This is a genomic window from Lysinibacillus louembei (assembly GCF_033880585.1).
Taxonomy (GTDB): domain Bacteria; phylum Bacillota; class Bacilli; order Bacillales_A; family Planococcaceae; genus Metasolibacillus; species Metasolibacillus louembei.
The window spans coordinates 2,099,137-2,123,512 of record NZ_CP137624.1; the positions used below are offsets into that span (position 1 = coordinate 2,099,137).

19 protein-coding genes, 2 pseudogenes and 1 riboswitch are annotated in these 24,376 nt (G+C 38.8%); of the genes and pseudogenes, 16 read left to right on the forward strand and 5 right to left on the reverse strand.

From position 1 onward, the window contains the following. Window positions 1–39: 39 nt before the first annotated feature. Window positions 40–759 (reverse strand): DUF4430 domain-containing protein, encoded by a 720-nt coding sequence (locus R6U77_RS10370; protein WP_319835609.1) that lies wholly within the window; start codon window positions 757–759, stop codon window positions 40–42. 169 nt (window positions 760–928) lie between these two features. Next, a riboswitch (cobalamin riboswitch) is annotated at window positions 929–1,129 on the reverse strand. A gap of 147 nt (window positions 1,130–1,276) precedes the next feature. On the opposite strand from R6U77_RS10370, the gene kynU reads away from it, so the two are divergent. From kynU to R6U77_RS10415, 9 genes and pseudogenes are all read left to right on the forward strand, one after another. Next, a complete protein-coding gene (kynU, locus tag R6U77_RS10375; protein ID WP_319835610.1) occupies window positions 1,277–2,548 on the forward strand; it encodes a kynureninase in 1,272 nt (423 codons plus the stop codon). Continuing rightward, window positions 2,548–3,168 carry an arylformamidase gene (gene kynB / locus R6U77_RS10380; RefSeq protein ID WP_319835611.1) on the forward strand — a complete coding sequence of 207 codons (621 nt, stop codon included), beginning with the start codon at window positions 2,548–2,550 and terminating at the stop codon, window positions 3,166–3,168. The genes kynU and kynB overlap by 1 nt, the downstream gene beginning before the upstream one ends. Next, complete coding sequence (kynA, locus tag R6U77_RS10385; protein WP_319835612.1) at window positions 3,168–4,010, forward strand: tryptophan 2,3-dioxygenase; 843 nt, start codon at window positions 3,168–3,170, stop codon at window positions 4,008–4,010. Before kynB ends, kynA begins: the two co-directional genes overlap by 1 nt. 222 nt (window positions 4,011–4,232) lie before the next feature. Beyond that, window positions 4,233–4,586: a 5-methylcytosine-specific restriction endonuclease subunit McrB gene (locus R6U77_RS10390; protein ID WP_319835613.1), complete on the forward strand. Its 354-nt coding sequence runs from the start codon at window positions 4,233–4,235 to the stop codon at window positions 4,584–4,586. A gap of 41 nt (window positions 4,587–4,627) precedes the next feature. Then, window positions 4,628–5,558, forward strand: a pseudogene (locus tag R6U77_RS10395) (5-methylcytosine restriction system specificity protein McrC). Window positions 5,559–5,885: 327 nt separating this feature from the next. Then, a complete protein-coding gene (locus R6U77_RS10400; RefSeq protein WP_319835614.1) occupies window positions 5,886–7,796 on the forward strand; it encodes a redoxin domain-containing protein in 1,911 nt (636 codons plus the stop codon). A gap of 31 nt (window positions 7,797–7,827) precedes the next feature. After that, window positions 7,828–9,051, forward strand: coding sequence for an ABC transporter permease (locus R6U77_RS10405; RefSeq protein WP_319835615.1), 1,224 nt, complete (start codon window positions 7,828–7,830; stop codon window positions 9,049–9,051). After that, the gene (locus tag R6U77_RS10410) at window positions 9,048–10,154 is read left to right on the forward strand and encodes an ABC transporter permease (protein ID WP_319835616.1); all 1,107 of its coding nucleotides are present in this window, start codon (window positions 9,048–9,050) and stop codon (window positions 10,152–10,154) included. The genes R6U77_RS10405 and R6U77_RS10410 overlap by 4 nt, the downstream gene beginning before the upstream one ends. Next, window positions 10,147–10,821, forward strand: coding sequence for an ABC transporter ATP-binding protein (locus R6U77_RS10415; protein WP_319835617.1), 675 nt, complete (start codon window positions 10,147–10,149; stop codon window positions 10,819–10,821). The genes R6U77_RS10410 and R6U77_RS10415 overlap by 8 nt, the downstream gene beginning before the upstream one ends. A gap of 40 nt (window positions 10,822–10,861) precedes the next feature. On the opposite strand, the pseudogene R6U77_RS10420 reads toward R6U77_RS10415, so the two are convergent. After that, window positions 10,862–11,122, reverse strand: a pseudogene (locus R6U77_RS10420) (SDR family NAD(P)-dependent oxidoreductase); the annotation flags it as partial. 122 nt (window positions 11,123–11,244) lie between these two features. On the opposite strand from R6U77_RS10420, the gene R6U77_RS10425 reads away from it, so the two are divergent. From R6U77_RS10425 to argH, 6 genes are all read left to right on the forward strand, one after another. Then, a complete protein-coding gene (locus R6U77_RS10425; RefSeq protein ID WP_319835618.1) occupies window positions 11,245–12,003 on the forward strand; it encodes an NRDE family protein in 759 nt (252 codons plus the stop codon). A gap of 11 nt (window positions 12,004–12,014) precedes the next feature. Beyond that, window positions 12,015–13,313: an AAA family ATPase gene (locus R6U77_RS10430; protein ID WP_319838365.1), complete on the forward strand. Its 1,299-nt coding sequence runs from the start codon at window positions 12,015–12,017 to the stop codon at window positions 13,311–13,313. Further along, window positions 13,306–14,025, forward strand: a complete 720-nt coding sequence (locus tag R6U77_RS10435; RefSeq protein WP_319835619.1) for a hypothetical protein — start codon at window positions 13,306–13,308, stop codon at window positions 14,023–14,025. Before R6U77_RS10430 ends, R6U77_RS10435 begins: the two co-directional genes overlap by 8 nt. Before the next feature lie 14 nt (window positions 14,026–14,039). After that, on the forward strand, window positions 14,040–15,188 hold the full coding sequence (locus tag R6U77_RS10440) for a thiolase family protein (RefSeq protein WP_319835620.1): 1,149 nt from the start codon (window positions 14,040–14,042) through the stop codon (window positions 15,186–15,188). Between the two features lie 370 nt (window positions 15,189–15,558). Continuing rightward, window positions 15,559–17,091, forward strand: a complete 1,533-nt coding sequence (locus R6U77_RS10445; RefSeq protein ID WP_293928811.1) for an SLC13 family permease — start codon at window positions 15,559–15,561, stop codon at window positions 17,089–17,091. Window positions 17,092–17,094: 3 nt separating this feature from the next. Beyond that, complete coding sequence (gene argH / locus R6U77_RS10450) at window positions 17,095–18,411, forward strand: argininosuccinate lyase (protein WP_319835621.1); 1,317 nt, start codon at window positions 17,095–17,097, stop codon at window positions 18,409–18,411. A 109-nt stretch (window positions 18,412–18,520) separates the two neighbouring features. On the opposite strand, the gene R6U77_RS10455 is transcribed toward argH, so the two are convergent. The 3 genes from R6U77_RS10455 to R6U77_RS10465 form a co-directional block, all read right to left on the reverse strand. Then, entirely contained in the window at window positions 18,521–20,197 is a 1,677-nt protein-coding gene (locus R6U77_RS10455) for an IS1182 family transposase (protein ID WP_319835622.1), read from the reverse strand. A gap of 152 nt (window positions 20,198–20,349) precedes the next feature. Then, entirely contained in the window at window positions 20,350–21,651 is a 1,302-nt protein-coding gene (locus R6U77_RS10460) for a hypothetical protein (RefSeq protein WP_319835623.1), read from the reverse strand. A 17-nt stretch (window positions 21,652–21,668) separates the two neighbouring features. Next, window positions 21,669–22,202 (reverse strand): GNAT family N-acetyltransferase, encoded by a 534-nt coding sequence (locus R6U77_RS10465; protein ID WP_293928817.1) that lies wholly within the window; start codon window positions 22,200–22,202, stop codon window positions 21,669–21,671. A 542-nt stretch (window positions 22,203–22,744) separates the two neighbouring features. On the opposite strand from R6U77_RS10465, the gene R6U77_RS10470 reads away from it, so the two are divergent. Then, window positions 22,745–24,373 (forward strand): diguanylate cyclase, encoded by a 1,629-nt coding sequence (locus R6U77_RS10470; RefSeq protein ID WP_319835624.1) that lies wholly within the window; start codon window positions 22,745–22,747, stop codon window positions 24,371–24,373. The last annotated feature ends 3 nt before the right edge of the window (window positions 24,374–24,376 follow it).

Below are 24,376 nucleotides of genomic sequence, written 5' to 3' on the forward strand. Positions count from 1 at the left end.
AGGGGAAATGCTTCCTCTTATCAGTATCAATTTACTTCCTTATTTCACTTCTACTTCAAGCGGCTCACTTGCTGAGCTACCGAATAAAGCATTGGCAGAGGCAGTAATGGTAATCGTGCCTGCTTGCGCTTGACCTGCAAATGTAATCACAACTTGTTGGTCAGTATTTACAGTAACAGACTGCGCTGTTAATGCCGTTGTACCAGTATTAATTGTCCAGTTTGCTAAATTAGTGACACCTGGTGTTACAAATAAATCACCAGTTAAATCTACTGTAACAGTAGGATTGTTATCATTTATGGCAACTGTACTTGTTGTTTGTAATTTAGCCCATGTAGTGTAATAAATATGAACTACATCATCAGGCTCTAATACGTAATCTGCCAAGCCATCATTAGGGCTGATGTTATTTACTGTATACACCCAGCCATCCCAACCGTTTAAGCTACCTGCAGCACGTCCATCAATTGATTGGAGATATGGGCCATATTGAGTAGAAACTACTACATAAGGAATACCCTCGTTATCTAACACTTGTTCTACAAGCTCTAGTGCTGTTGTTCCTTCTGCAACTGTTGCTGTCGTTAACCCTAAAATTTCATCATCCAAGCCATCAATCGATAATTCAACATCAAACGTTGTTGATTGTAGCTCCTGACTTACAGGCTGTAATACTGCTGCACTAGCTGTTGGTGATACGAGCGCAAATGCTAAAAGCAATGCAAACGCTAAATGCCACCATTTTTTGAATTGAACCATTTACAAAACCTCCTAAATTTTTTATTTCGTGAATGTTCTTGCAATTAACTCGAAAATAAAAAGATGCTTCACCGAAAAGGGAAGCATCTTTTAGGAAAACAGAAAAAGGCGCAAAAACATTGTTAGCCTGTCCGCTTTGCCGTAAGTTCTCCTAGCTTCCGAAGAGAGTTAATACGATAAAATAAAGGCAGGTCTCCTGGCTTGTGTATCCTAAAATCAGCACCTTCCCATCTACTAGAGGCATTTTTCCTCGTTTGACAGTGGTATTACGCTGTAGTCATTTACACTTACAGTTGCGGAAACAGCTTCGGCTTTGCACCGAATTCCCTATTAAGCTCTGTGAAAGAGCACCTTTATTCTGCAATCATTATCCACTTGAGGAAAGTATAGCACAAAGTAAGCAATTAAAAAATAAAGAAAAAGAGATTTCAAGTAGAAACATAGTAAATTCACTAGAGAAGAAATTCTCGAGTATGATAGTATCAAGAGGAAGACTAGTTAAAGGGGTGGCAATCGCATGACAACAAATACTTTAGCATATGCCAAAAATTTAGATGAGACATATGAAATTCCCTCAAAAAGAGAAGCCTTTTACATAAAGGAGGGACGTATTTATTTTGATGGTAATTCATTAGGGCTTATGTCAAAGCGTGCAGAGGAAACATTGCATAGCTTGATTGATTCATGGAAGGAATACGGTATTGATGGCTGGACACAGGGGGAGCATGCTTGGTTTTTCCTTGCTGAAAAGCTTGGTGCACAAATGGCACAAATTGTTGGAGCAAATAACAATGAAGTAATCGTAACAGGGTCTACAACCAGCAATTTGCATCAGCTTGTTGCAACGTTTTATAAACCTGAAGGAAAGAGAACGAAAATTTTAGCGGATGAGCTGAATTTCCCCTCTGATATTTATGCATTGAAATCACAATTAGCATTGAAGGGCTATGATGAATCGCATTTAATTCGCGTTGCTTCACGTGACGGGCAAACGCTTTCAGAGGAAGATATTATTGCAGCGATGACAGAGGAAGTTGCATTAATCGTTTTACCTGGCGTGCTTTATCGTAGTGGGCAAATTTTAAATATGGAAAAATTAACGAAGGCAGCGCATGAGCGTGGTATTGTAATTGGCTTTGATTTGTGTCATTCAGTCGGCTCTGTTGTGCATCATTTGCATGCTTGGGATGTTGATTTTGCATTTTGGTGCACCTATAAGCATTTGAATGGGGGACCTGGCAGTACAGGAGCTCTTTTTGTCCATGAAAAGCATTTTGGTACAGCACCAGGCTTAGCCGGTTGGTTTGGCTCAAACAAGGAAAAGCAATTTACGATGAGCCATACATTTGAGCCAGCAGCCGAGGTGGGGGCTTTCCAAATTGGTACGCCAAATGTGTTAAGTATGGCACCACTTTTAGGGGCACTTGAATTATTTAATGAAATGGGCATTGAAAATATTCGCAAACGCTCGCTAGCGTTATCGGATTACATGCTGCAATGTGTGGAGGATATGTTGAGTGAATATGACTTTAAAGTATGTAGTCCAGTGGCACACCAAGAGCGTGGTGGTCATATTTATTTAGAGCACAAGGATGCTGCGCGTATTTGCAAAGCATTAAAGGAACGAGGCATCATTCCAGATTTCCGAGCACCACAAGGCATCCGCCTAGCTGCGGTGGCAATGTATAACACATTTGAGGAAGTGTATACATGCTTTGAGATATTAAAGGATATTATGGAAACGAAAGCATATGAGAAGTTTAGCAATGAAAGAGAGATTGTTGCGTAATGGGATGGATTGATATAACACAGCCGTTAAATCAAAATATTGCGACATGGTCAGGCGATACAAAATTTCGCTATGAAACAGTAGCGACAAAGGAGCAAACAGGCTCGGTTAATGTTGGCATGCTCCAAATGAGCCTTCACTCAGGCACACATATGGATGCGCCATTCCATTTTGATAACGATGGATGCACATTTGAGCACTTAGATTTAGAGCGCTGTATTGGCAAAGTGGTCGTTGTGGAGTGCTTAGATAATGATTTTATTGAAGTGACCCACGTAAGAGGAAAGCTGACAGGGGTAAAGGCTGTCTTTTTTAAAACGAAGGCAATCGCCAACGCACATATTTTTCCTGAGGAAGTACCAACATTAACTTTAGAAACGGTAGCCTATTTAAAGGAATGTGGCATTCAATTGATTGGTGTCGATGTGCCATCCGTTGATAAGGTTGCATCAAAGGAGCTACCAATCCATCACGCATTAGCAAAAAGCGATATTTATATAGTAGAAAATTTATTGCTAGAGTACATCAAGGCGGGGCGTTATGACATGATTGTTTTACCGCTGTTAATTGAAGGTGCGGACGGTAGCCCTGTCAGAGCAGTCATCAAGGAGGAACAATGATGTCAAATAATTATAAGCCATTCGAGGATGAGAAAAAAATCGTCACAGATTTTAAAGACCGTATGACATATACGGATTATTTACATTTAAATGAAGTACTAGCTTGCCAACAGCCGTTGACAGAGGAGCATGATGAAATGCTTTTTATTACGGTGCATCATGTGAGTGAGCTGTGGATGAAGCAAATTTTACATGAAGTCAAATCGGCTACGGTAGATATCCATAATGGGCGCTTACCTGAGTCATTTAAAAAGCTAGCACGTGTTTCACAGGTGCAAAATCAGTTGAAAAATGTGTGGGATGTGCTGGCAACGTTGACGCCTGCGGATTATTTGCAATTTCGTGACTCACTTGGTAATTCATCGGGCTTTCAATCGTATCAAAATCGCTTGCTAGAATTTTATTTTGGCTATAAAACGCCACATATTTTGAAAATTTATGCACATGATGAAAAAATATTAGCGATGCTACAAGAGGCTTATCATGCGCCAAGCTTGTATGATGAAGCAATTCATACATTAGCGAAGCGTGGCTTTGCGATTGATGAGGAAATATTACAGCGCGATGTGACAGCAAAGTATGAAGCAAATGACAGTGTCAAAGAAGCTTGGAAGGCTGTGTATCGTGAGCCTGAAAAATACTTTGATTTGTATGAGCTAGCAGAAGAGCTTGTCGATATTGAGGATTTATTCCAGCAATGGCGCTTCCGTCATATGAAAACAGTGGAGCGCATTATCGGCTTTAAAATGGGAACAGGTGGCTCTGGTGGTGTGAGCTATTTGAAAAAAGTGTTAGACCAATATTTCTTCCCAGAGCTGTGGCAGCTACGTACAGAGCTGTAATTTTACTTATTAAGAGTGTATCTGAGAAACTTTCAGATGCGCTCTTTTTTAATATGATAGAGGAAATATTAGTAAAATATTTGGTGAACTATTGATGCTAATAGAGGCTGACAAGCGTGGACCAGAATATGCGATGTCACTGACTTATTCAGAAAAGGGAGAGACTTTTTATATTCCTAAAATCTTTATATTATTGGTTTAATGAATACAGCGGATCGCTCATTGGCGGTAGTAGATTATGCTTTGAGAAGGCGCTTTGCTTTTATTTCTATGGAGCCAATATTCGATGACAAGTTCATTCATTTTTTAGAGCAAAAAGGCATTGAACAATCATTTGCGCAATTTATAGTTAATGCTATAACACAATTAAATCGAGTAATTGAGCATGACCCTCATTTAGGGAAAGGATTTTTAATTGGGCATAGCTATTTTTCAACAGCTATTCAATCGAAGCAGCCCATTGCTTGGTATAACCAAATCATTCGTTATGAAATTGGCCCAATGCTAGAAGCGTATTGGTATGATGATATGGAACAAGCACATAGAGAAACAGAAAAGCTGATTTTTAAGGAGTAAATACGATGGCAAATAATATTCCTATTCATAACATTTATTATATGCTGAGCTATTGTGCGGGTATATTGCCAGAGGTAGGGGAAACGCAAGTAACAAATATTGATGAAACGGAATTAGTTGAGCTATTTGCAGGAGCATTTGTAAGGCGATTGAATGGCTTTATTAAAAGAGGCTTTTATAAGGAATATGTAGTACAGCAAGAAAACTCATCAGCAATACGATGTGTTTTCAGAAAATATTGTACATAATCAAATTTTGAAGGCGACGATTCATACGTTAACAAAGCATCCTACATTAAAAAAGCCGCTAAAGCTATCTTTGAAAAAAATGTATCCATATTTTCAGCATGTCACACCTATACAGCTAGAACGCCAACATTTTCATCAAATCCAGCTGCATAAGCAAAATCAAAACTACCATCTTATGCTAGAAATTTGTCGCATTATATATGAGCATTATTTAATCGATGAGGAAAGTGGCAAATTAACATTTGTAGATTTTATGCGAGAAGGTAGGGTGCATTATGTGTTTGAGGGCTTTGTACGCAATTTTTACAGGCTGGAGCAACGACAATATAAAGTGTATCGTGAAACATTAAGCTGGCAGGTTGGAGAGATTTTAGCAGGTGAGCAAGGGTTAATTCCAAAAATGCAGACTGATATTTGCTTATCTGATTCAACAACGAAAATAATTATTGATACGAAATTTCATAATCAGCCACTTGCTCGTAATTATTATGAGGAGGAAAAAATTAAATCTGAAAACTTGTATCAAATCTACAGCTACTTAAGCAATTCACTACAGTATGACAAAATGGTTGGCATACTGTTATATCCTCAAATTGATAAAGAGGTTCATCAAGTGTTTGAAATGAATAATTATCTAATTAAAGTGGTGACAGTGGATTTAGCACAAAGCTGGCAATATATTAAGGAGCGACTATTAGGAATTATTAATGATGCTGTCGAATGAGGGCGTCGAAAGGGACTATTTTCTCGCTTTTTTATGGCGTTTTTTGCGATATTACAAATAAAAATAGTCTATATGTAACGCTTTCTAATTAACTAATAAAAACTAAAATCCTGTTTTTTGTAAAAAAATAAATTATTCTTATTATTCTAGGTAAACCTTTTGTATACTAGTAGTATTCTGTTAATCGAGGGATTTGTTACATTTTTAAATAATCGACATGAAAGTGACATCGTTAGACATTATTCTAATGTTTAAGAAATACATAATGTTTTGTAGCCCTTTCTACTCGGGGATGGAATAAATTATAGTTAGGAAAGGTGAAGAAAGATGGAAAATCAAGAACAACAACAGCCGAATACAGCCTCTAAAAAGAAATGGTTTATCGGCGGTGGTATAGCTGCGCTTGTTTTAGCTGGAGGTATTGGCGCGGCGGCGATATTTATGAAATCCCCGAAAGCCGCTTATTTGGCAGCAGAGGCTGAAACGGTTAGCGAAATGGTGGATTTCTTTGAGGAGAAGTATAAAGAGGAGCTAGCTTGGTCTGAGTTAGCACAAACATCTGTTATTCAAAGTGATTTTAAAATTACTGGGGATATTCAAAGTGAAGGAATGGAAGACCCAATTTTTGATGTTATTAATTCCGCAGCGATTAACTTATCAACTACGACAGATGTGAAAAATAAGCAGTATGCATTTGGTGTCGGTGGAGAAATTGCGGATGTGAAAGTCGATAACTTTGAGCTATTTGTTACATCAGAGCAATTTGTATTGAATGCCCCGTTTTTATCTGAAGCGATTGGCGTTTCAATGGAAAAACTAAATGACTTTACGGATGGGGAACTAAGCTGTAGTAAAGATATTTTATCGCAAACAGAGCTTGTAACGAAGGCACAGCAGGAGTATTTAACGAAAAATATAGGCAAAACGATTTATGAAGAATTACCAGATGAAGCCTTTACAAAAGAGAAAAACAAAATTGTGATGGACTTATCTAAGGCAGATGTCAAAAAAGTAGCAGCTGCACTTGCGAAGAAAATGGAAACTGATCCAGAACTCGAGCTGATTTTAAAGCAGGCGATGGCAACGCAAGGCATTTGTGATGATGACACAGTGAAAGAGACGAAACAACAAATCGTCGATGCTTTAGGTGAAATTGAGTTTGGTGTTGTCTCAACAATTTGGGTGGAAAAAGGCAAAATCATTGAGCGTGAATTAAAGTTCAAAGAAGCTGAGGATTTCGTCATTACAGGTAAGCAATCATTCGGCAAAGAGCTAACATTTAATTATGAATTGAAGGATGATATCGACACAGTTTCAATCGAAGGTGTTTTCCAACAAGGGAAAAAAGCCTCTGACCGCGTGCAATTTGCAGTGGAAGGTGTAGAGGTTGCCTATGAATCTGAGGAAAGCAAGGAGAAAGATACAAAGAGCTTTGAGCGCAAATTTATTGTAGATGCTGAAGGGCAGCAAATTACGCTAAATTGGGATGGCTCAACACAATATAAAGCAGATAGCGTTACTGGCGAGCATGTTGTATATATTGATATGCCTGAGCTTGGAAAAGCTTCTTTAACAATTGAACATGATGGTAAAAAAATTAAAGCACTTGAGCTACCAGCAAAAATTAAAGATATTAGTAATCTAACAGATGATGAGCTGTCAGAATATATGATGACAGTTGCGGAAGAGGCAATGGCTTGGGCAGAGAATTTTATGGCTGAAACAGGCTTTGATGAATATTTCGCTAATGATGATTACTATTATGATGAAGATTATGATATGAGCTTTGAGGATTATGATTATAATGAAATCATCGGCTATCCAGCGCCTGATTTTGAGCTCGTTGACTTAAATGGCAAGACGCATCGTTTAGCTGATTATGAAGGAAAAGGCGTACTGCTATACTTCTGGGGCACTGGCATTGCATCAAGTGAAGAGGAGCTACAGGCAATTAATCGTCAATATCAATTATACCGAGAGCAAGATGTTGAAGTACTAGCGATTAATTATGCGGAGCCTGATGCTGAAGTACAAAGCTTCATTTCTAATTTAGGGCTAGAGTTCCCTGTTGCGATTGATAAGACAATCAGCGTGACAAGTGATTATAATATAGGTGAAGATTTACCTGCCACTGTTTTAATAGCACCAGATGGCTATGTAGATGATGTGATTTATGGTGAAATAACAGAGGATGATATTTATTGGTTTATGGAATTCGTTAAACCATACGAAGAATAAAACAGATTCATTGCACTAGCGAGGGATATGTATGAAAGCATTGAAAAATATATTATTTTTTACAACGCAAAACGCCCATTATTTAAAGAAGAAGTGGTTCTCACTTCTTCTTCTTTTTATAACGCCCATTTGCATGATCGGCTTATTTTTATTATTAGTGCTACAGTTTATGACACCTGATGAAAAGCAAAGGTCGACACTAGCGATTGTTGACAATGACCGAACAGAGGAGTCAAAAATATTAACACAGCTACTCATTATGGCATTGAAGGGCAATGGTCATATCGATATTACCCGCATGTCTGACATGGAAGCACAGCAGGCGATGGAGCGGCAGCAAATCACAAGCTATGTAACTTTTCCACAAGGCTTAACAAACGATTTATATGCGGGGAGTCCAATTGAATTGCCATTAGTAGGTGATGCCAATAAATCGATTGAAAATGCGATGATTGAAAATTTGCTTAACAGTATGGCTTCCTATATTGAATCCGCACAGGCGAATATTTTAACGGTATATGAGTATGCCAAAAAAACACCAATGAGCACAGAGCGATACAATCAGCTAGTGGAAGATATCTTTATTGACTATGCTATTTACACAGTAGGGAAAAACAATTTTTTAGCAGAAAATACAGTGAACAATACAGCAACAACTATGCCGCGCTATTATTATGCGATGTCTACATTATTTATTTGTTTGACAATATGGTTAATCGGCTTTTATTTGCTTTTAATGAGAGAGCAGTCGCAAAGCATTCAAAATCGGCTGCGGCTTTTAGGGGTAACGATAACGCAAACGTTTATCGCAAAGTCCGTAATTTGTATTAGTGGCAGTGTATTGTTTCTTATCGTGCTATATAGTGTCATGAATCGCTGGTTGGCATTAGCGCTGTATCCGCTTGATTATTGGCGCCTTTTATTATTCGTTCTTTTCTATAGCATTTGCGTAGTTTGTTTACAAGGAATTGTAGAGCTTCTTAGCACAAATGCAAAAATGCGTATGCTTTGCTATGTAGTAGTAACAACCATCATTATTTTAGTAAGTGGTGCTTTACTGCCAACCATTTATTTTCCACATGCTTTGCAGCAGTTACTTTTGTTTACGTTTCCTTATGAAGCCTTTGCATGGATGATTGATATTACGCTGGAAAATCGTAACTACGCAAATTATATGAGCATGCTCGTTTCGGCAAGCTTAAGCATAGCATTATTCGGGCTACTTGCTTTGTATAAGGAAAGGAGGTTGCGATGAAGAGGGCAATTTATATACGGGCACTGCATTTAAAATATGAATGGAAATCCGCTGTATTTTGGCTGCTATTTCCTTTTGTCGGTACGCTATTTCTTTATCAAATTGCACTTTCTTTTATAGAGGAAAGCAAGGTGCCTATAGCTATTGTTGTGGAAGAACAATCGCTATCAGCACTAGAAATTACTGAGCATTTACAGCAGGTGGATTATTTAAATGTGCAACAGCTTTCCAAAACAGAGGCGCTACGGCTTTTAGAGCAGCATGAGCTAGATAGCGTATTTGTGATTCGGCGTAAATATGAGGAAAATATCAAGCTAGGACGCAAAAAGCTAATTGAAGCCTATTCCTCAAATCGTTCATATGCATATGAGGCAGCGAAGGAATTGATGAGCTCAGCTGTGATGGCGCAAGCGTTACGTGCAAAAACGGCAAGAGATATTGAAGCATTGCTACTTGATTATGATATGCAGTATTTATTTGATGAGCAAGTGATTGAAGGGAAGGTACGCACACGTCAAGCTGAGGCTGACTTAATTCAAATTCCATTCTCCCTTTTTAATGTCCAAAAAGAGACTGGAGATAAAGTACCGTATGTGTCAAAATGGGCAATTTGGTCAAGCTTAACGGTGCTCGCAACGTTCTTTTTATTCGATTGGTTAGTAAAGGAGAGCAATGCACCTATAAGACAGCGTTGGCTACTAAGTGCGCAAACATACAGAAGCTATGCATTTACACAATTTTTTATTTATTATGTCGTATTTTTATGTGCAGATTTGCTTGCCTTTTTGTTCTTTTCACAAGGGGTGTCCTTTTGGTCTTTTGTGGTTTTATGCATATGCCGCTTTGTGTTGAATGGCTATGCATTTATTGTAGCTTCACTTTGCAAAAATCCACCTACGTATTATATTTTGTCTATTTTAGTAACATTGCTATTAGCGTTAACAAACGGTGGGATTGTACCGATTCGCGACAGCGGTTATGTACATCAGCTGCTAGCTCAGTTGCATCCACTTTATGCATTAGTAAAGTTGGAGCTACCAATCGCTGCATTGCTGTTTTGTAGTGTGCTAATCCTTAGCGTAGGGAGGTTGAAAAATGCTTGAAGTGCAGTCTATTTATAAGCGGTATCAGAAAAAAATTGTATTGGAAAATGTTTCATTGACGATTGGACAAGGTGAAATTGTAGGACTTGTTGGAGAAAATGGTGCGGGTAAATCAACATTGCTGCAAATGCTCGCTACATTAATGAAGCCAGATAAAGGTGAAATATATTGGCAAGGTATGGCATATCATCAGCAGCAAAAAGCGATTCGACAAAAAATTGGCTTTGTGCCACAGGATTTAGCGATTTGGGAGCATTTTTCAGTTGAAGATAATATGCGTTATTTTGAACGTTTAAGCTGGAAACGAATTGGCATCTCAGCATGTCAGCAAATTTGTCAGGATATGCAGCTGACACAGTGGAAGGAGCCTGTTTCAAGCCTATCAGGTGGTATGAAGCGCAAATTAAATTTAGCGATTAGCTTAATTCATCAACCAGAGCTACTATTATTGGATGAGCCAACGGTTGGTATTGATATGCGCTCAAAGCAGGAAATAGGTCGCTTTTTACAGCAGCTTGCGAGGTCGCAAGGTACAACGATTATTTATACGTCACATGATATGAATGAAATTGAACAATTTACAGACCGTGTTTTGCTCATTGGCAAGGATCGTTATTACGAGGAATTGCTTACGGCGAAAGGCATTCAAGTAGATTGCTTATCATAAAATGAAAGGTTGTCGGGAAGTATTTTCCCGACAACTTCTTTTATATTGCTGTATAGCCACCATCTACTAATAACGTTGCACCTGTCATAAATTTATTTTCACAAACGAATACACAAGCATGTGCGATTTCCTCTGGCTGACCTAAACGCCCGATTGGGTGGCGTGCCACTAAGCCATCATAAAAATCACCAAGTGCCTCTTTGTTGACCATGCCTGATTCTACATAGCCTGGGCAAATTGCATTTGTACGAATATTACGCGAAGAATATTCAGCCGCAAGTGATTTTGTCATAATAATAACTTCATTTTAGTTTATCGATTGCTATCTAACAATTTCTTTCATTATACCACCTATGTGAAAGCGCTACCAATTGCATCTGCCTGCCATGTATTCTATACTTTTTCAAATAAGGGGGAATGGGTATGTGTATTATTGCATTTGCTTATAAAATGCATCCACAACATGACTTGATTGTTATAGCAAATCGAGATGAATTTTATAAGCGACCGACGAAAGAGCTACATCAATGGGATGATGCGTTACATATTTGGGCAGGGCGAGATTTAGAAAAAATGGGCACATGGCTTGCTGTTAGCGATAATGGGCGTTTTGCTGCTGTGACGAATTACCGCGACCCGCGTTTACCATTAGTTGGAGAGAAATCAAGAGGACAAGTGCCTGTCAACTTTATTAATAGCCAGCTTAGTGCTCATCAATTTGCGCAGCAATTACAGCAGGAACGACAGTTGTACGGGGCATTTAATGCCATTTTGTATGATGGTGAGCATTTGGTGCATTACAATACGGTGCTAAATGAGCTAATGATTGTACCACAGGGCATTCATTGTGTATCAAATGCGACGCTTAATACAGCTTGGCCTAAGGTGGAGCGCTTAAAAGCTAACATGTGTGAAACAATTCAAACAACAACAGAGGAAGAAGCATTATTTGCATTATTAAAGGACACAATAAGGGCAGAGGATCAACATTTACCAGCAACAGGTGTATCTTTTGAAATGGAGCAAAAGCTTTCACCTATTTTTATTCATTTTGATGGCTATGGCACAAGAGCTTCTACTGTTGTAAAAAGCACAAGCAACGGTTGGGATATTGCAGAACGCAGTTTTACAGATGGGCAGTACAGCAATGACGTGCGTTTTCTAATTGAGAAAGGGAGATAAATTTGGCAAAAATGATCAAGATTCAACGTGTAACAATTCGCCACTTAAAAAATGTCAAGCACGGCTCTTTTCAAACGAATACAACACAAGAGAAAGCAAATGTTGTTGGCTTTTACGGGCAAAATGGTTCAGGGAAAACGGCTGTTGTAGAAGCTTTTCATCTGTTGAAAATATTGCTACAAGCGAAAACGTTGCCTGATAACGAGCAAAGACTTATTTATTTTGAGGAAAAAAGCATTGAATTACACATTGAATTTTTTATCATCAACCACTTTGGAGAATACTATGTGAAGTATTTCGTAGAGCTACAAGAAGGAATGAAAACATTAAAGGTTTGTCGTGAAGCTTTATTTTATAAAGAAAATAAGCGTGGTAAACGATATAAGGAGCTTGTAGCTAAAGATGGCAATGACATTTCCATTCGCAATAAAAAAATGCAATCATTTAGCGAAAGTCAGCGTGTGAATATAACGGTAGCTAATTATTTAGCAGAGGAAAATGCAACCTCCTTTATTTTTCGGAAAGAGCTTGTATTGTCTTACTCTGAGGAAGAAAAGGAGCTACTACAAAATTTAAGAGTTGATTTTAATAACGACTTCCATGTAATTGATACGATTCATTACGGCTTACTTGTTGCAAATCTTGTGATGCCACTTAGCATTCATACGGATGGAATACGAGGAAATATTCCTTATGAATTAAGGGATACAATGCTCTTGCCAAGAGATATGTTTGCAACGATTGAAAAGGTCATTACGCAAACAAATATTGTTTTAACAACGATTATCCCAGGGCTAGTAATTAAAGTTCGAGAAATACATCGAGAGAAAATGCCGAGCGGTGAAGATGGCGTGCGCTTTGAGTTTTTATCAGTAAAAGGTGAAATTGAGCTTCCTTTGCGCAGCGAATCACAAGGTGTATTAAAAATTATTTCCATTTTAAGCACATTGATTGCCGTTTATAATAATCCGAATGCTTGTGTTGTTATTGATGAATTAGATGCTGGGATTTTTGAATATTTACTTGGCGAAATACTAGAGGTCATACATGACAATGGTAAAGGACAATTGTTTTTCACATCGCATAATTTGCGCATTTTAGAGGTGCTCCCTATGCAAAATTTATGGTTTACGACATTGAATGAGGAGGAGCGCTATTTACAGCTAAAAGGTGTGAGAAAATTAAGCAATGCACGCGATGTCTATTTAAGGGCAATTCAACTTGGTGGACAGGAAGAGGCAATATACAACGAAACGAACCTATATGATATTAAGAAATCGTTTAGGAAAGCAGGGAAAGTAATTGACTAAGGCACAAAAGAAGGTTGTTATTTTGTTAGTCGAAGGTGACACGGATGAATTGTTACTGATTGAGCGTTTACGACAATTATTTAAGGATAAGGAAATTCGCTTTGAGCCACAGCATGGCGATATTTTTTATCAACGAGATAAAAAGGAGCAGGCAATTAAAGAGGTTATCAGTGATCGTGTGAAAGAAATATTAATAAAGCGAAAATTTAAACCATCGAATATTTTAGCAGTGCTGCATATACTTGATACAGATGGCTGCTTTATCGTACCAGCGCATGTAGCAGTCGACACAGAGCAGTCCAGTTTAACACAATATAATGAAGAAAGCATAACGGTCAATTCAGAGGAGCAAAAAGGACGAATTGAGGAACGCAATGAAATTCGGTCACGCAATGTGCAAATGATGAGTAGCACGCAAGCTTTGGCACAGTATACGTACCAAGCATATTATTTTTCTCGCCACTTAGAGCATGTTGTATTTGATGAAATGAATCCTTGTCGAGAGGAGAAAGTAGAAAAGATAGAGAATTTTTTAGAGGAGCTTACTATACCAATTGAGCAATTTTTAGCACAGTATATGCCTGTAGGACAAGATGAGGGGTATGCGACGATGCATCAGGAGAGCTGGGAATTTATAATGGAAAATATCCATTCATTGCAGCGCTACACGAATGTTTCGTTAATGTTTGATTTTTTGGATCAATATTCATAAGGGGGATATTTATTATGGGAGAAGTAGTTATTGTAGCAGCAACACGAACGGCAATTGGCAGACGTAAAGGGGCCTTGAGTCAAATACGCGCAGATGATTTAGCAGCAGTTGTTTTGGAGGAAGTTGTAAAGCGCGCAGGCATTGAGAAAGCTGATGTGGAAGATGTCATTTTAGGCTGCGTGACACAAAGTGCTGAGCAGGCAGGCAATATTGCACGCACCGCCTTATTAATTGCAGGCTTTCCAGTGCATGTACCAGGTGTAACGATTGACCGACAATGCGGCTCAAGTCAGCAGGCGCTTCACTTTGCTGCACAGGCAATTTTAGCAGGGGATATGGACATCGTCATTGCAGGTGGAGTAGAAAGCATGTCACGCATGGCGATGGGTTCAAATTATATGGGTGTTATGCCAAGCGAGCAGCTAACAAAGCAGCACGAAATCATTCATCAAGGCATATCAGCAGAGCGCATTGCTGAAAAGTGGGGACTTAGCGCAAAGCAGCTAAATGAATATGCTGTTAGCAGCCATCAACGCGCATTACAAGCAATAGCAGAGGGCAAATTTAAAGAAGAGATTGTTGCGCTCAAAGTAAAAAATGCTGCAGGTGAAACAGTTATTTTTGATACGGATGAAGGGCCAAGGCAGGATACGACGATGGAAACCTTAAGTAGCTTAAAGCCTGTGTTTAAAGAAGATGGGGTGATTACAGCGGGCAATGCGAGCCAAATGAGCGATGGTGCATCAGCTGTTTTACTGATGTCACGTGAACGAGCAGAGGAGCTTGGCATCAAGCCATTAGCTCGTATTGTCACTCGTGCGGTTGTTGGCTCTGACCCAACGCTGATGCTAACAGGTCCAATTGCGGCAACAGAAAAAGTATTATTAAAGGCGGGGCTGTCTTTAGTAGATATTGATACATATGAGATCAATGAAGCATTTGCTCCTGTGCCGCTTGCATGGGCAAGAGATACCGGAGCAGATATTGCAAAATTAAACGTAGATGGTGGAGCAATTGCATTAGGACATCCACTTGGTGCAACAGGTACGAAGCTTTTAACAACGATGCTTTATCGTATGCAGCGTGAGCAACAACGTTATGGTTTACTCGCTATTTGTGAAGGTATGGGAATGGCGAATGCAACGATTATTGAACGATTATAGATTACGAGGATTAAGGCTTTGCATTTTAAAAGATAACAAAGGCCATCTAGCAAGTGAACGAATATATCACTTGTTAGATGGTTTTTTATCTTGGTTCAGTAGAAGACCCCTTCCTCAGTAGGGAGGGGCTGAATGCTATAGGTTTACCTAGTTCAATGGATGTCCAAACATCCACTGAACCAAGATAAAGCCTCCGGCGGATGTCACAGATTTTTTCAAGCAAGCTTGAAAAAATCTGGACGCAATTACGCCGAGGCGTAATTGATAAAAAAATTGATTGTAAAGTAGAAATTTTCAGATTATAATAAAGGATAAATAAAGGGTATTTACCCTTTAATCACTTTACATCATCCAAAAGGGGGATATATGTATGGAAACATTCGGATTGATTTCGATTATTCCACCAGTCGTTGCGATTGCCTTAGCGTTTATTACGAGGAACGTTATTATTTCCTTATTTTTAGGGGCTTTCACAGGGATTGTTATTTTATTGAACGGTAATATTTTCAAGGCTGTAAAATCAATTGTTGGCGATTATATTTTTGTGCAGTCGACAGATAGCTATAATGCAGCTGTTTTAGCTTTACTTGTGTTTATTGGTGGCTTTGTTGCATTAATGGAGAAGTCAGGCGGTGCAGGGGCATTTGCAGATAAAGTAGCCACATTTATTCGGACAAAGGTAAGTGCACAATTGTCTGCTTGGATTGGCGGAATTATTATTTTCTTCTCAGATTTAGGTACACCACTGATTGTAGGTCCAGTTTTTGAGCCGATTTTTGATAAATTGAAAGCATCACGTGAGAAGCTAGCATGGATTATTGACTCAACATCATCACCTGTAGCGGTAATGATTCCTTTCATCGGTTGGGGTGTTTATATTATGGGCTTAATCAGCAAAGAGTATGAACGTTTAGGTGTCAAGGAATCTGATTGGGATGCCTTTATGAACGCACTCCCATTTTATATTTACCCGATGCTAGCAGTGCTAATTGTACCAGTAATGCTATTAACAAAATCAGAATTTGGGCCAATGAGGAAGGCAGATCGACGCATTGAAAAAACGGGAGAAATTTATTGGCCGCATTCAAAGCCACTACGTAAAACAGAGGCGATGAATGAATATTTAGAAACGAAAAGTAAAGCGAGCCTAGTATTAGTACCAATCCTTGTGCTGCTTGTTATGTTGTTTGGACAATTAATTCCATTAGGCTTCCCATTCAAGCAAGTGGCAGGTGGGGAATTTAGGGTTGCGTTGAGTATTTCTTATTTAACAGCAGCAATTGTGCTGATGGCACTCATGGTTGCGTATAAAGTAAAAAAAGTGATGGAAACGTTTGATATTTACGTATCCGGTATGCGTCGTATGATGGATATCGTCGTGATTCTTGTATTGGCATGGTCGTTAGGTACAGTATTAGAGCAGCTAGGAACAGCCAATTATTTAGTAAGCGTGATGGATGGAGCGATTCCAGTGATGCTTATCCCAGCGATTATTTTTATTCTTGGTGCCATTATGTCGTTTGCATGTGGAACATCTTGGGGAACATTTGCCATTATGCTACCTTTAGCAATTCCATTAGCGTATCATCTTGATATTTCAGTATATATCGCTATTGGTGCAGTCATTTCAGGTGGTATTTTCGGTGACCATTGTTCGCCAATTTCGGACACGACGATTTTATCATCGACAGGTGCAGGCTGTGACCATGTGGATCATAATAAAACGCAAATTCCGATTGCGCTATTTAACGCATGTATTACATTGATTGCCTTTTTAGTTGCAGGGATGTATGAAAGTGTGTACACAGCAGTATTGGCGATTATTTTAATGATTATCGGTACACTTATTTTAGGGCGAATTGCAAGAAATCGAGAGAAAAAGGAAGAATTAGAGGGGGCATAACAAATGAAGCTTTGGGGCGGACGTTTTCGTAATGAGGAAAATAGTTTAATGGAGGAATTTAATAGCTCACTAGAAATTGACCAGCGACTTTATTTTGAGGATATTACAGGAAGCTTGGCACATGTGAAAATGCTTGTGTATTGCGAGATACTTTCTGCCACAGAGGGTGAATTAATTACAGAGGGCTTAACAGGTATTTTAGCGGATATCGAGAGCGGTGCACTGCCAATCGAAGGTGACTATGAGGATATTCATAGCTTTGTCGAAATGAATTTAATTAAGCGTATCGGTGATGTCGGGAAAAAGCTGCATACAGCGCGTAGCCGCAACGACCAAACGGCGGTTGATACGAGAATGTATGCACGCAAAAAAGCACGTGAAATGGTGGAAGTGCTTGAAGCGTTTAAGCAAGTATTAAAGGATAAGGCAGAAGAAAATCCATATATAATGCCAGGCTATACACATTTACAGAGGGCACAGGTGGTCACATTTAAACATCACTTAATGGCCTATTATCAAATGTTCAACCGCGACCAAAAGCGCGTGCAAAATGCACTGGAATTGTTAAACGAAAATCCGCTTGGCTGCGGAGCACTTGCGGGGACAACACATAGCATTGACCGCACGATTACGACAAAGGAGCTTGGTTTTACAAAGCCTGTTGATAATTTTATGGACGGTGTGAGCGAGCGTGATTATGTACTAGAGTTAACTTCTGATTTCTCAATTATTATGATGCATTTAAGCCGTATGAGTGAGGAATTGATTTTATGGTGCAGCCAAGAGTTTAAGTTTATCGAAATTGATGATGCCTACGCAACAGGTAGCAGCATTATGCCCCAAAAGAAAAACCCCGATGCAGCGGAGCTAATTCGTGGCAAAACAGGGAAGGTGTATGGCGCATTATTCTCAATTTTTACAATTATGAAGGGCATACCGTTGACGTATAATAAAGATATGCAGGAGGAAAAGGAATCGTTCTTCTATGCGATTGATACGACGCTCGCTTCCTTGAAAATTATGACAGAAATGATTCGCACATTAAAGGTCAATGAAGACAAGATGCGTGCCTCTGTGAAGCAAGGCTTTTTAAATGCGACAGAGCTAGCGGATTATTTAGTCAAAGCAGGAACACCGTTTAGAGATGCACATAGCATTGTTGGCAAGGTCGTTATTTATTGTGAAGATCACAATAAAGGGATTGAGGATTTAACATTACAGGAGCTACAGCAGTTTAGCGATGTGATTCAATCGGATATTTATGAATATATTGATTATGATAGCATTTTAAATAAAGGGACAAAGGTTCATTTACGATAGAAAGAGGCGTGTGTTTGAAAGTAATTTCAGGCACACGCTTTTTAATGGGCGAATTTAAGCGTCTTGCGGGCGAATATGGAAGCTTTACGGGCGAATTATATCTTTTGAACTAGAAAAATGAGGCTGGGACATAAATAGTTCTAGTCCATACAAAAAATCGAAATCGCATCAGGTGATTTCGATTTTTTGATGTGTGAAAGGAAGAACTGGAAGAAGATTTCCTCTTCCACCTATACTTTCGTAGATTCACGGCCATCAAAGCGAAGCCGATTTCGTTTTCCACCTTCGATTGACCACGAACCGAAAAGCGAGTAAAACCTAAATTAGCCTTCAGACAGCCAAAAACTGGTTCTACATCTACTTTTCGTTGACGGTAGAGAGTTCCTGCTTTGGCTTCTGAAAGCTTTGTACGTACATATGCTTTTTGTTGTTCCCAGTTTTCATTTACCTTGATTTTCCGTGACTTGCCTTCTTGGGCTTTCGTACATTTCTCTCGAAATGGACAACCGGTACAGTCTTCGCATTCATAGATACGAAACGTTCGTTGGAATCCTTCTTTGTCTTCTTGTGTTGACTCATAGCGGAACGTTACTTTTTGCTGGTATGGACAGATATAGGTATCCAACTCTTCATCATACATCCAGTTACTTGTTCGGAAGGGGTCTTGTTGGTATTTTTTGCTTTGCTCTTTTCGATAATGCGTATAGGGAATCACAGGTTCACACTTTCGGTTGTTTCGTACATCTTCATAGTTTGGCTCACTACCATAGCCGGCATCGGCTACGATATGTTGTGGCAATTGAAAATAGCGTCTCTCGATTTCATCCAAGAAGGGAATCAACGTTTTCGTATCCGTTGGATTCGCATAAATGCCATAAGCCAATGTGTACTGTCCCTCTGTCGCAATTTGTAAATTGTAGCCCGCTTTTAATTGGCCATTTTGCATGTAGTCATCCTTCATGCGCATAAAAGTTGCATCAGGGTCTGTTTTGGCATAGCTATTCCGTTTGCCGAAAATCGCAAAATCTCGTTCATATTTCTGTTTGCGGGTGATCCACTCGTTTACTTGCTTCCATTGTTGTTTCGGTGTTTTTCGTTCACTTCGTAGCTGCTTTCGCTCTTGTGCCTTTTCGGATTGCTCGATTCTTTCTGTATAGTCGGCTACGACTTCTTCTAATTTTTCTGCCACCTGCTTTAATTCAGTGATGGACAGCTGCGTTTCCACTTCTTGTTCGATGGCTGGTATAATTTGTTGTTGCAGTAATTCCTCATACAGCTGGTTTGATTTTTCCACCAAACTCGCTTCATATTTTTCAATCGAACGTTTCCACACAAAGGTGAATTTGTTCGCAGTTGCTTCGATTTTCGTGCCGTCAATAAAAATGGCTTCTTGCGCAATCAGGTCCTCCTTCACCAGTTGACAACGGAATTGCACGAAACATTGACGAAGCAATTCCTTTGTCAATGGGTGAACACGGAAACGATTGATGGTACGGTAACTTGGTTGATAGCCTTGCGCAAGCCACATCATACGAAGGCTATCTTTCGTCAGGTCTTCAATTCGGCGACCAGAGAACGCTGATTGGGTATAGCCACATAAAATGAGCTTGAGCATCATACGTGGGTGATAGGCTGGACAGCCGGTTTGTTGCAGAAAAGGAGCGAAAGCTTCTGTGGGGATACTTTCCACTAATTGATGAATAGAGAAGGCGATATCGTGTTCTTGTAATTTTATTTCAACATCCAGCGGTAAAACTAATTGATTCATGTTATAATCTTTAAACATAAGGATCCTTCTTTCTGTATAATTTGGTTATGGTGACTTAATTTTATCAGAAGTGATCCTTATTTTTTATGAAAAAATTGAAAGCCGGTGAAATTTTACTGATGGTAAAATTTCACCGGCTTTTTAATTTAGAGGTGGGTTTTGTCCCAGCCTCATTTTTGTGATACAAATCGATACACTTTACGTGGTCTTCCTTTAGCATGGTGCGTAGATTCTCCTACACATTCAATTAGGCCTGCCTTGCTTAAATTCGTAACGATGCGCCTTGCGTTGCGATTTTCCATAGCTAAATGGTTCGTTAAATCTAGTGTTGTAAAATGCTCTGTGCCTAGTTTTAAAAGTAATGCTTGAATACGATTATATGTCCGCATGCTAATATTGGCTTCCTTTAAAGCTTCTAGCGATGGTGTATTCAATAATTTATTCGTGTACACAAGCTCTCGGCTATGCCCGAAATGCTCAACTATCGTTCCATCCTCCTGCATAATAAATAGCTCATGCTGTTCATGGTGGCGAGAGTGTTGGTTAGCAGTTGCTGCATTCATTTCGGCTGCTAAGGCGGTTTCGCCATAGCCGATGCCTGCAATAATATGCTTATTAGCTAATAGCTTAAGCTCTTGAATTTTTTGACGCACAATTGAAAAGTTTTTTTCGATGGCGCCACGGGTACTAAAAATAATGTAGCGATGCTCACCTTGCTCTGTTAAAAAACCGTCGATATGCTCGCTTAAATTAATTAATATTTCCTTTATTTGTAGCGCTAAATATTGCTGTGTGTATGGACGAATGGGGGAAATTTCCGCCTCAATTTCTTCCATTGTAATAATACAAATACCAATTTGCGTATCTTTGAAGAACGAGGTTTTTATTTTTTCCTCTAGCACTTTACAAGCATGAAGAATTTCTGAATGGCTAATTGAATACCAATAAACGGGAATTCCTATTTGCTGTAGCGCTGTATAAACTGCCTCGAAGCTTGTAATGGCACCACATGTTTTGCCTTCCTCCCATAGCATTTTATGAAAGGTGACAAGCTCAGCCAATGTTGTCTTCGTATCATAAATTTTTAAATAGATTTGAGAGGATGCAATATTCAGCTGTGTGAGCGCATCGTCTACTGCCTGCTTGGATAGTTCATCAATGCTTAGTTGCTGCAAAAATATATTGGAATGATGTGCAACCTCTAAAAAAGCTTTATATAAGCTTGCTTCATTATTTTGAATTGGTATTAAATAGTCATCTGTTTGCAAATATTCCTTTGCGATGGCATAAGGCAGCTGACCTGTTGGAAACCAAAAGTCGACCTCATGGTCGTGTGCTTGAATAATTTGTTTTGTTTCTTGAAAGCTTTTATAAGGCAATGCAATAAAATGTGCTTTTAGGTTTAAATTTTGTGCAAGTGAGATGACTTTATGCACAGATGTTGTAGAGCCGATTACACCAACTGTAAACATCACATGCCTCCTTTTTCCTAACCTTCAAACGCATCTGAATAACGAACAGTACCTTGTACGTTTTGGAGTGCATTCGGTACTAATTCAAGCGCCATGAAAATTTCACTTGGCACTTCAAATGGAGCGAAAATATTCCATTCTCGGGCTTGACGGAAGCCGAATTTAGGATAGTATGCTGCATGTCCTAAAACGATGACAGATTGCTGCCCAATGTCCGCAGCTTTTTGTAATACTTCTTTAATTAATTGACTGCCAATTCCTTTGTTTTGAAATAACGGTAAAACAGATACGGGTGCAAGCGCTAAAGAATCAACCGATTTTTCGCCATCCTCAATCGTAATTTTCGATAGTAAAATATGGCCGATAATTTGATCGTCATAATCAACTGCGACTAACGAAAGCTCAGGAATAAAAGCGGAGGATTGGCGGATGCGCTGGACAAGGAAATGCTCCTTTTGGTCGCTCATATCTTCATCTAAAAAAGCTTGACGTATTACATCCTCCGTTATTTTATAATCAGCGGGACGCTCTTGTCGAATTGAAAAGTTCATACTATAAAATCTCCTTAATAAAATTCACTATACTAATTATGCACTATATTTGACCGTACTTCTATAATAATATACAATTTCTCATATTAAGCTGGTGAAAACAGCAACCGATTTGTTGCTCGCGCTTTGCGTTGTGTGCGAGTTGAAAAATTGAAACAACGCACTTAACTAATAATCGATGAAACAAACTTGAAGGCTCAAAGCTAAATGTTTAAAGCACAAGGTTCAAGCATCAAAGCTCTTATTTTCTAAAGCTTAATCCTTAAAGCATAAAGCTCCTTCAAATCCAAGATGCAAGGTTAAGGTTATAACAAATCATGACCGGTTGACAGCCTCTTGGCAGCTATAATAGTGCAAATTTGTTCTAAAAAAGCAGTCCAAAATGGGCTGCTTTTTTAATTTGAAGCTAGATGCAAGAAAAAGGCTACATTACGATGTTACAAAAATACGAAAAATAGCATTTATTCAATCAATGCATCTATCTTTTTTATACTTGTACGATATACTTTATTCAAGATATTTTTTGATAGGAGCGTTATAAAATGGGAGCAGAAAAATACCAGCAAATGATGTATAAGCGCATGCAGACAAATTTTCTGAGGTGGAGAGAAAGGGAATCGATAAAGGAGAAGGAAGTATATGCTTTTTTGCATCAACTAAAAGGGACAGCAGGCTCAATTGGCTTACATGGTCTATCTGCTATTGCTACTGAAAAGCTGGTGAATTTAAGTGAAACGAGCGAGCTAGAATGGCTGAAGGAACAATGGACAATGTATTTAAGCCCGCTCATCGAGGCACTTTCCTTTTATGAGACGAATCATCATTCAGGAGAAAATGTGGAAGTCGTTCAATCACTTGTCAAAAGCGATATGTCAAAAGAGTTTATATTAATTATTGATGATGATATGGTCTTTATCGCTTATTTAAAAAGTGCGCTAGAGAAAAAAGGATTTTCTGTCATCGTGGCACATAATGGAAAGCGGGGGATAGAGCTTATTTATGAAGTGCAGCCTGCGCTCGTCTTTTTAGACATTGCATTGCCAGACATTGATGGCTTTTCCATTTTAAACAGCATTAAAAAAATTAAAAAGGACCGCACATTTATTGCGGTGATGAGTAGCTACCATAACAAGGAAAATCGCATTCGTGCTTATGCATTAGGTGCGATGGACTTTGTGTCAAAGCCGATTGATGAAGATATTTTATTTGCCTATGTGACGAATCGTCTTGCATATCGAAAAGAGCTAGAATATGCCATTGTCATTGATGAATTAACACAGGTTTATAATCGCAAGCATTTCGAAGGAAAATTGAAAATACTCATTGAGCGATATAAAAAAATAGGCGAAATGTTCACTGTAGCTATTATTGATTTAGATTTCTTTAAAAAGGTTAATGACACATATGGACATTTAATTGGTGATGAAGTATTAAAAGGCTTCGCGGTGCTTGTAAAGGAATTAAAGCGTGAACAAGATATTTTATGCCGATATGGTGGCGAAGAATTTGTGTTACTAATGCCAAATACGGAAGTGGATGAAGCGTATTTACTTGTGGAAAAAATCCGTCAAGCAATGGAGCAAAAAGCATTTATAGCAAATGATACTATGTTTCATGTCACATTTTCCTCAGGGTTAATGGGTGTTAATGAGCATTATATGCATTCGAAAAAGCTATTAGAGGCAGCTGACCGAGCGCTTTATGCAGCGAAAACGACAGGAAGAAATCGGGCGGTATGCTTTGATCTATCTATTGAGTATATGAAAAAGCAAAAGCAAATCAAAGTAATTGTGATTGATGATGTATATATTATTCGCGATATGCTTACAAAGCATTTTGAGGAGCTTGCTCAACATGATGAAGCCATTGCAGAAGTAGCTGCATTTAACGACGGCTTCACATTTTTATATTCAGGCTGGTACGATGAAAACTATAAATACATTATTTTATTAGATTGGATGCTACCAAATATAAGCGGTATTGAGGTGCTGAAAAAGATTCGTGCAAATTATTCATCGAAGGAAGTAATTGTGTCAATGCTGACTGGTCAAACAGGTGAAAAATATGTGCTAGAGGCATTTCAAAACGGTGCGGATGATTATATTCGTAAGCCATTCCAAATTGCTGATGTGTCATCACGCATCCTGCGCTTAGCAGAGCGTATTTTTTAGGGG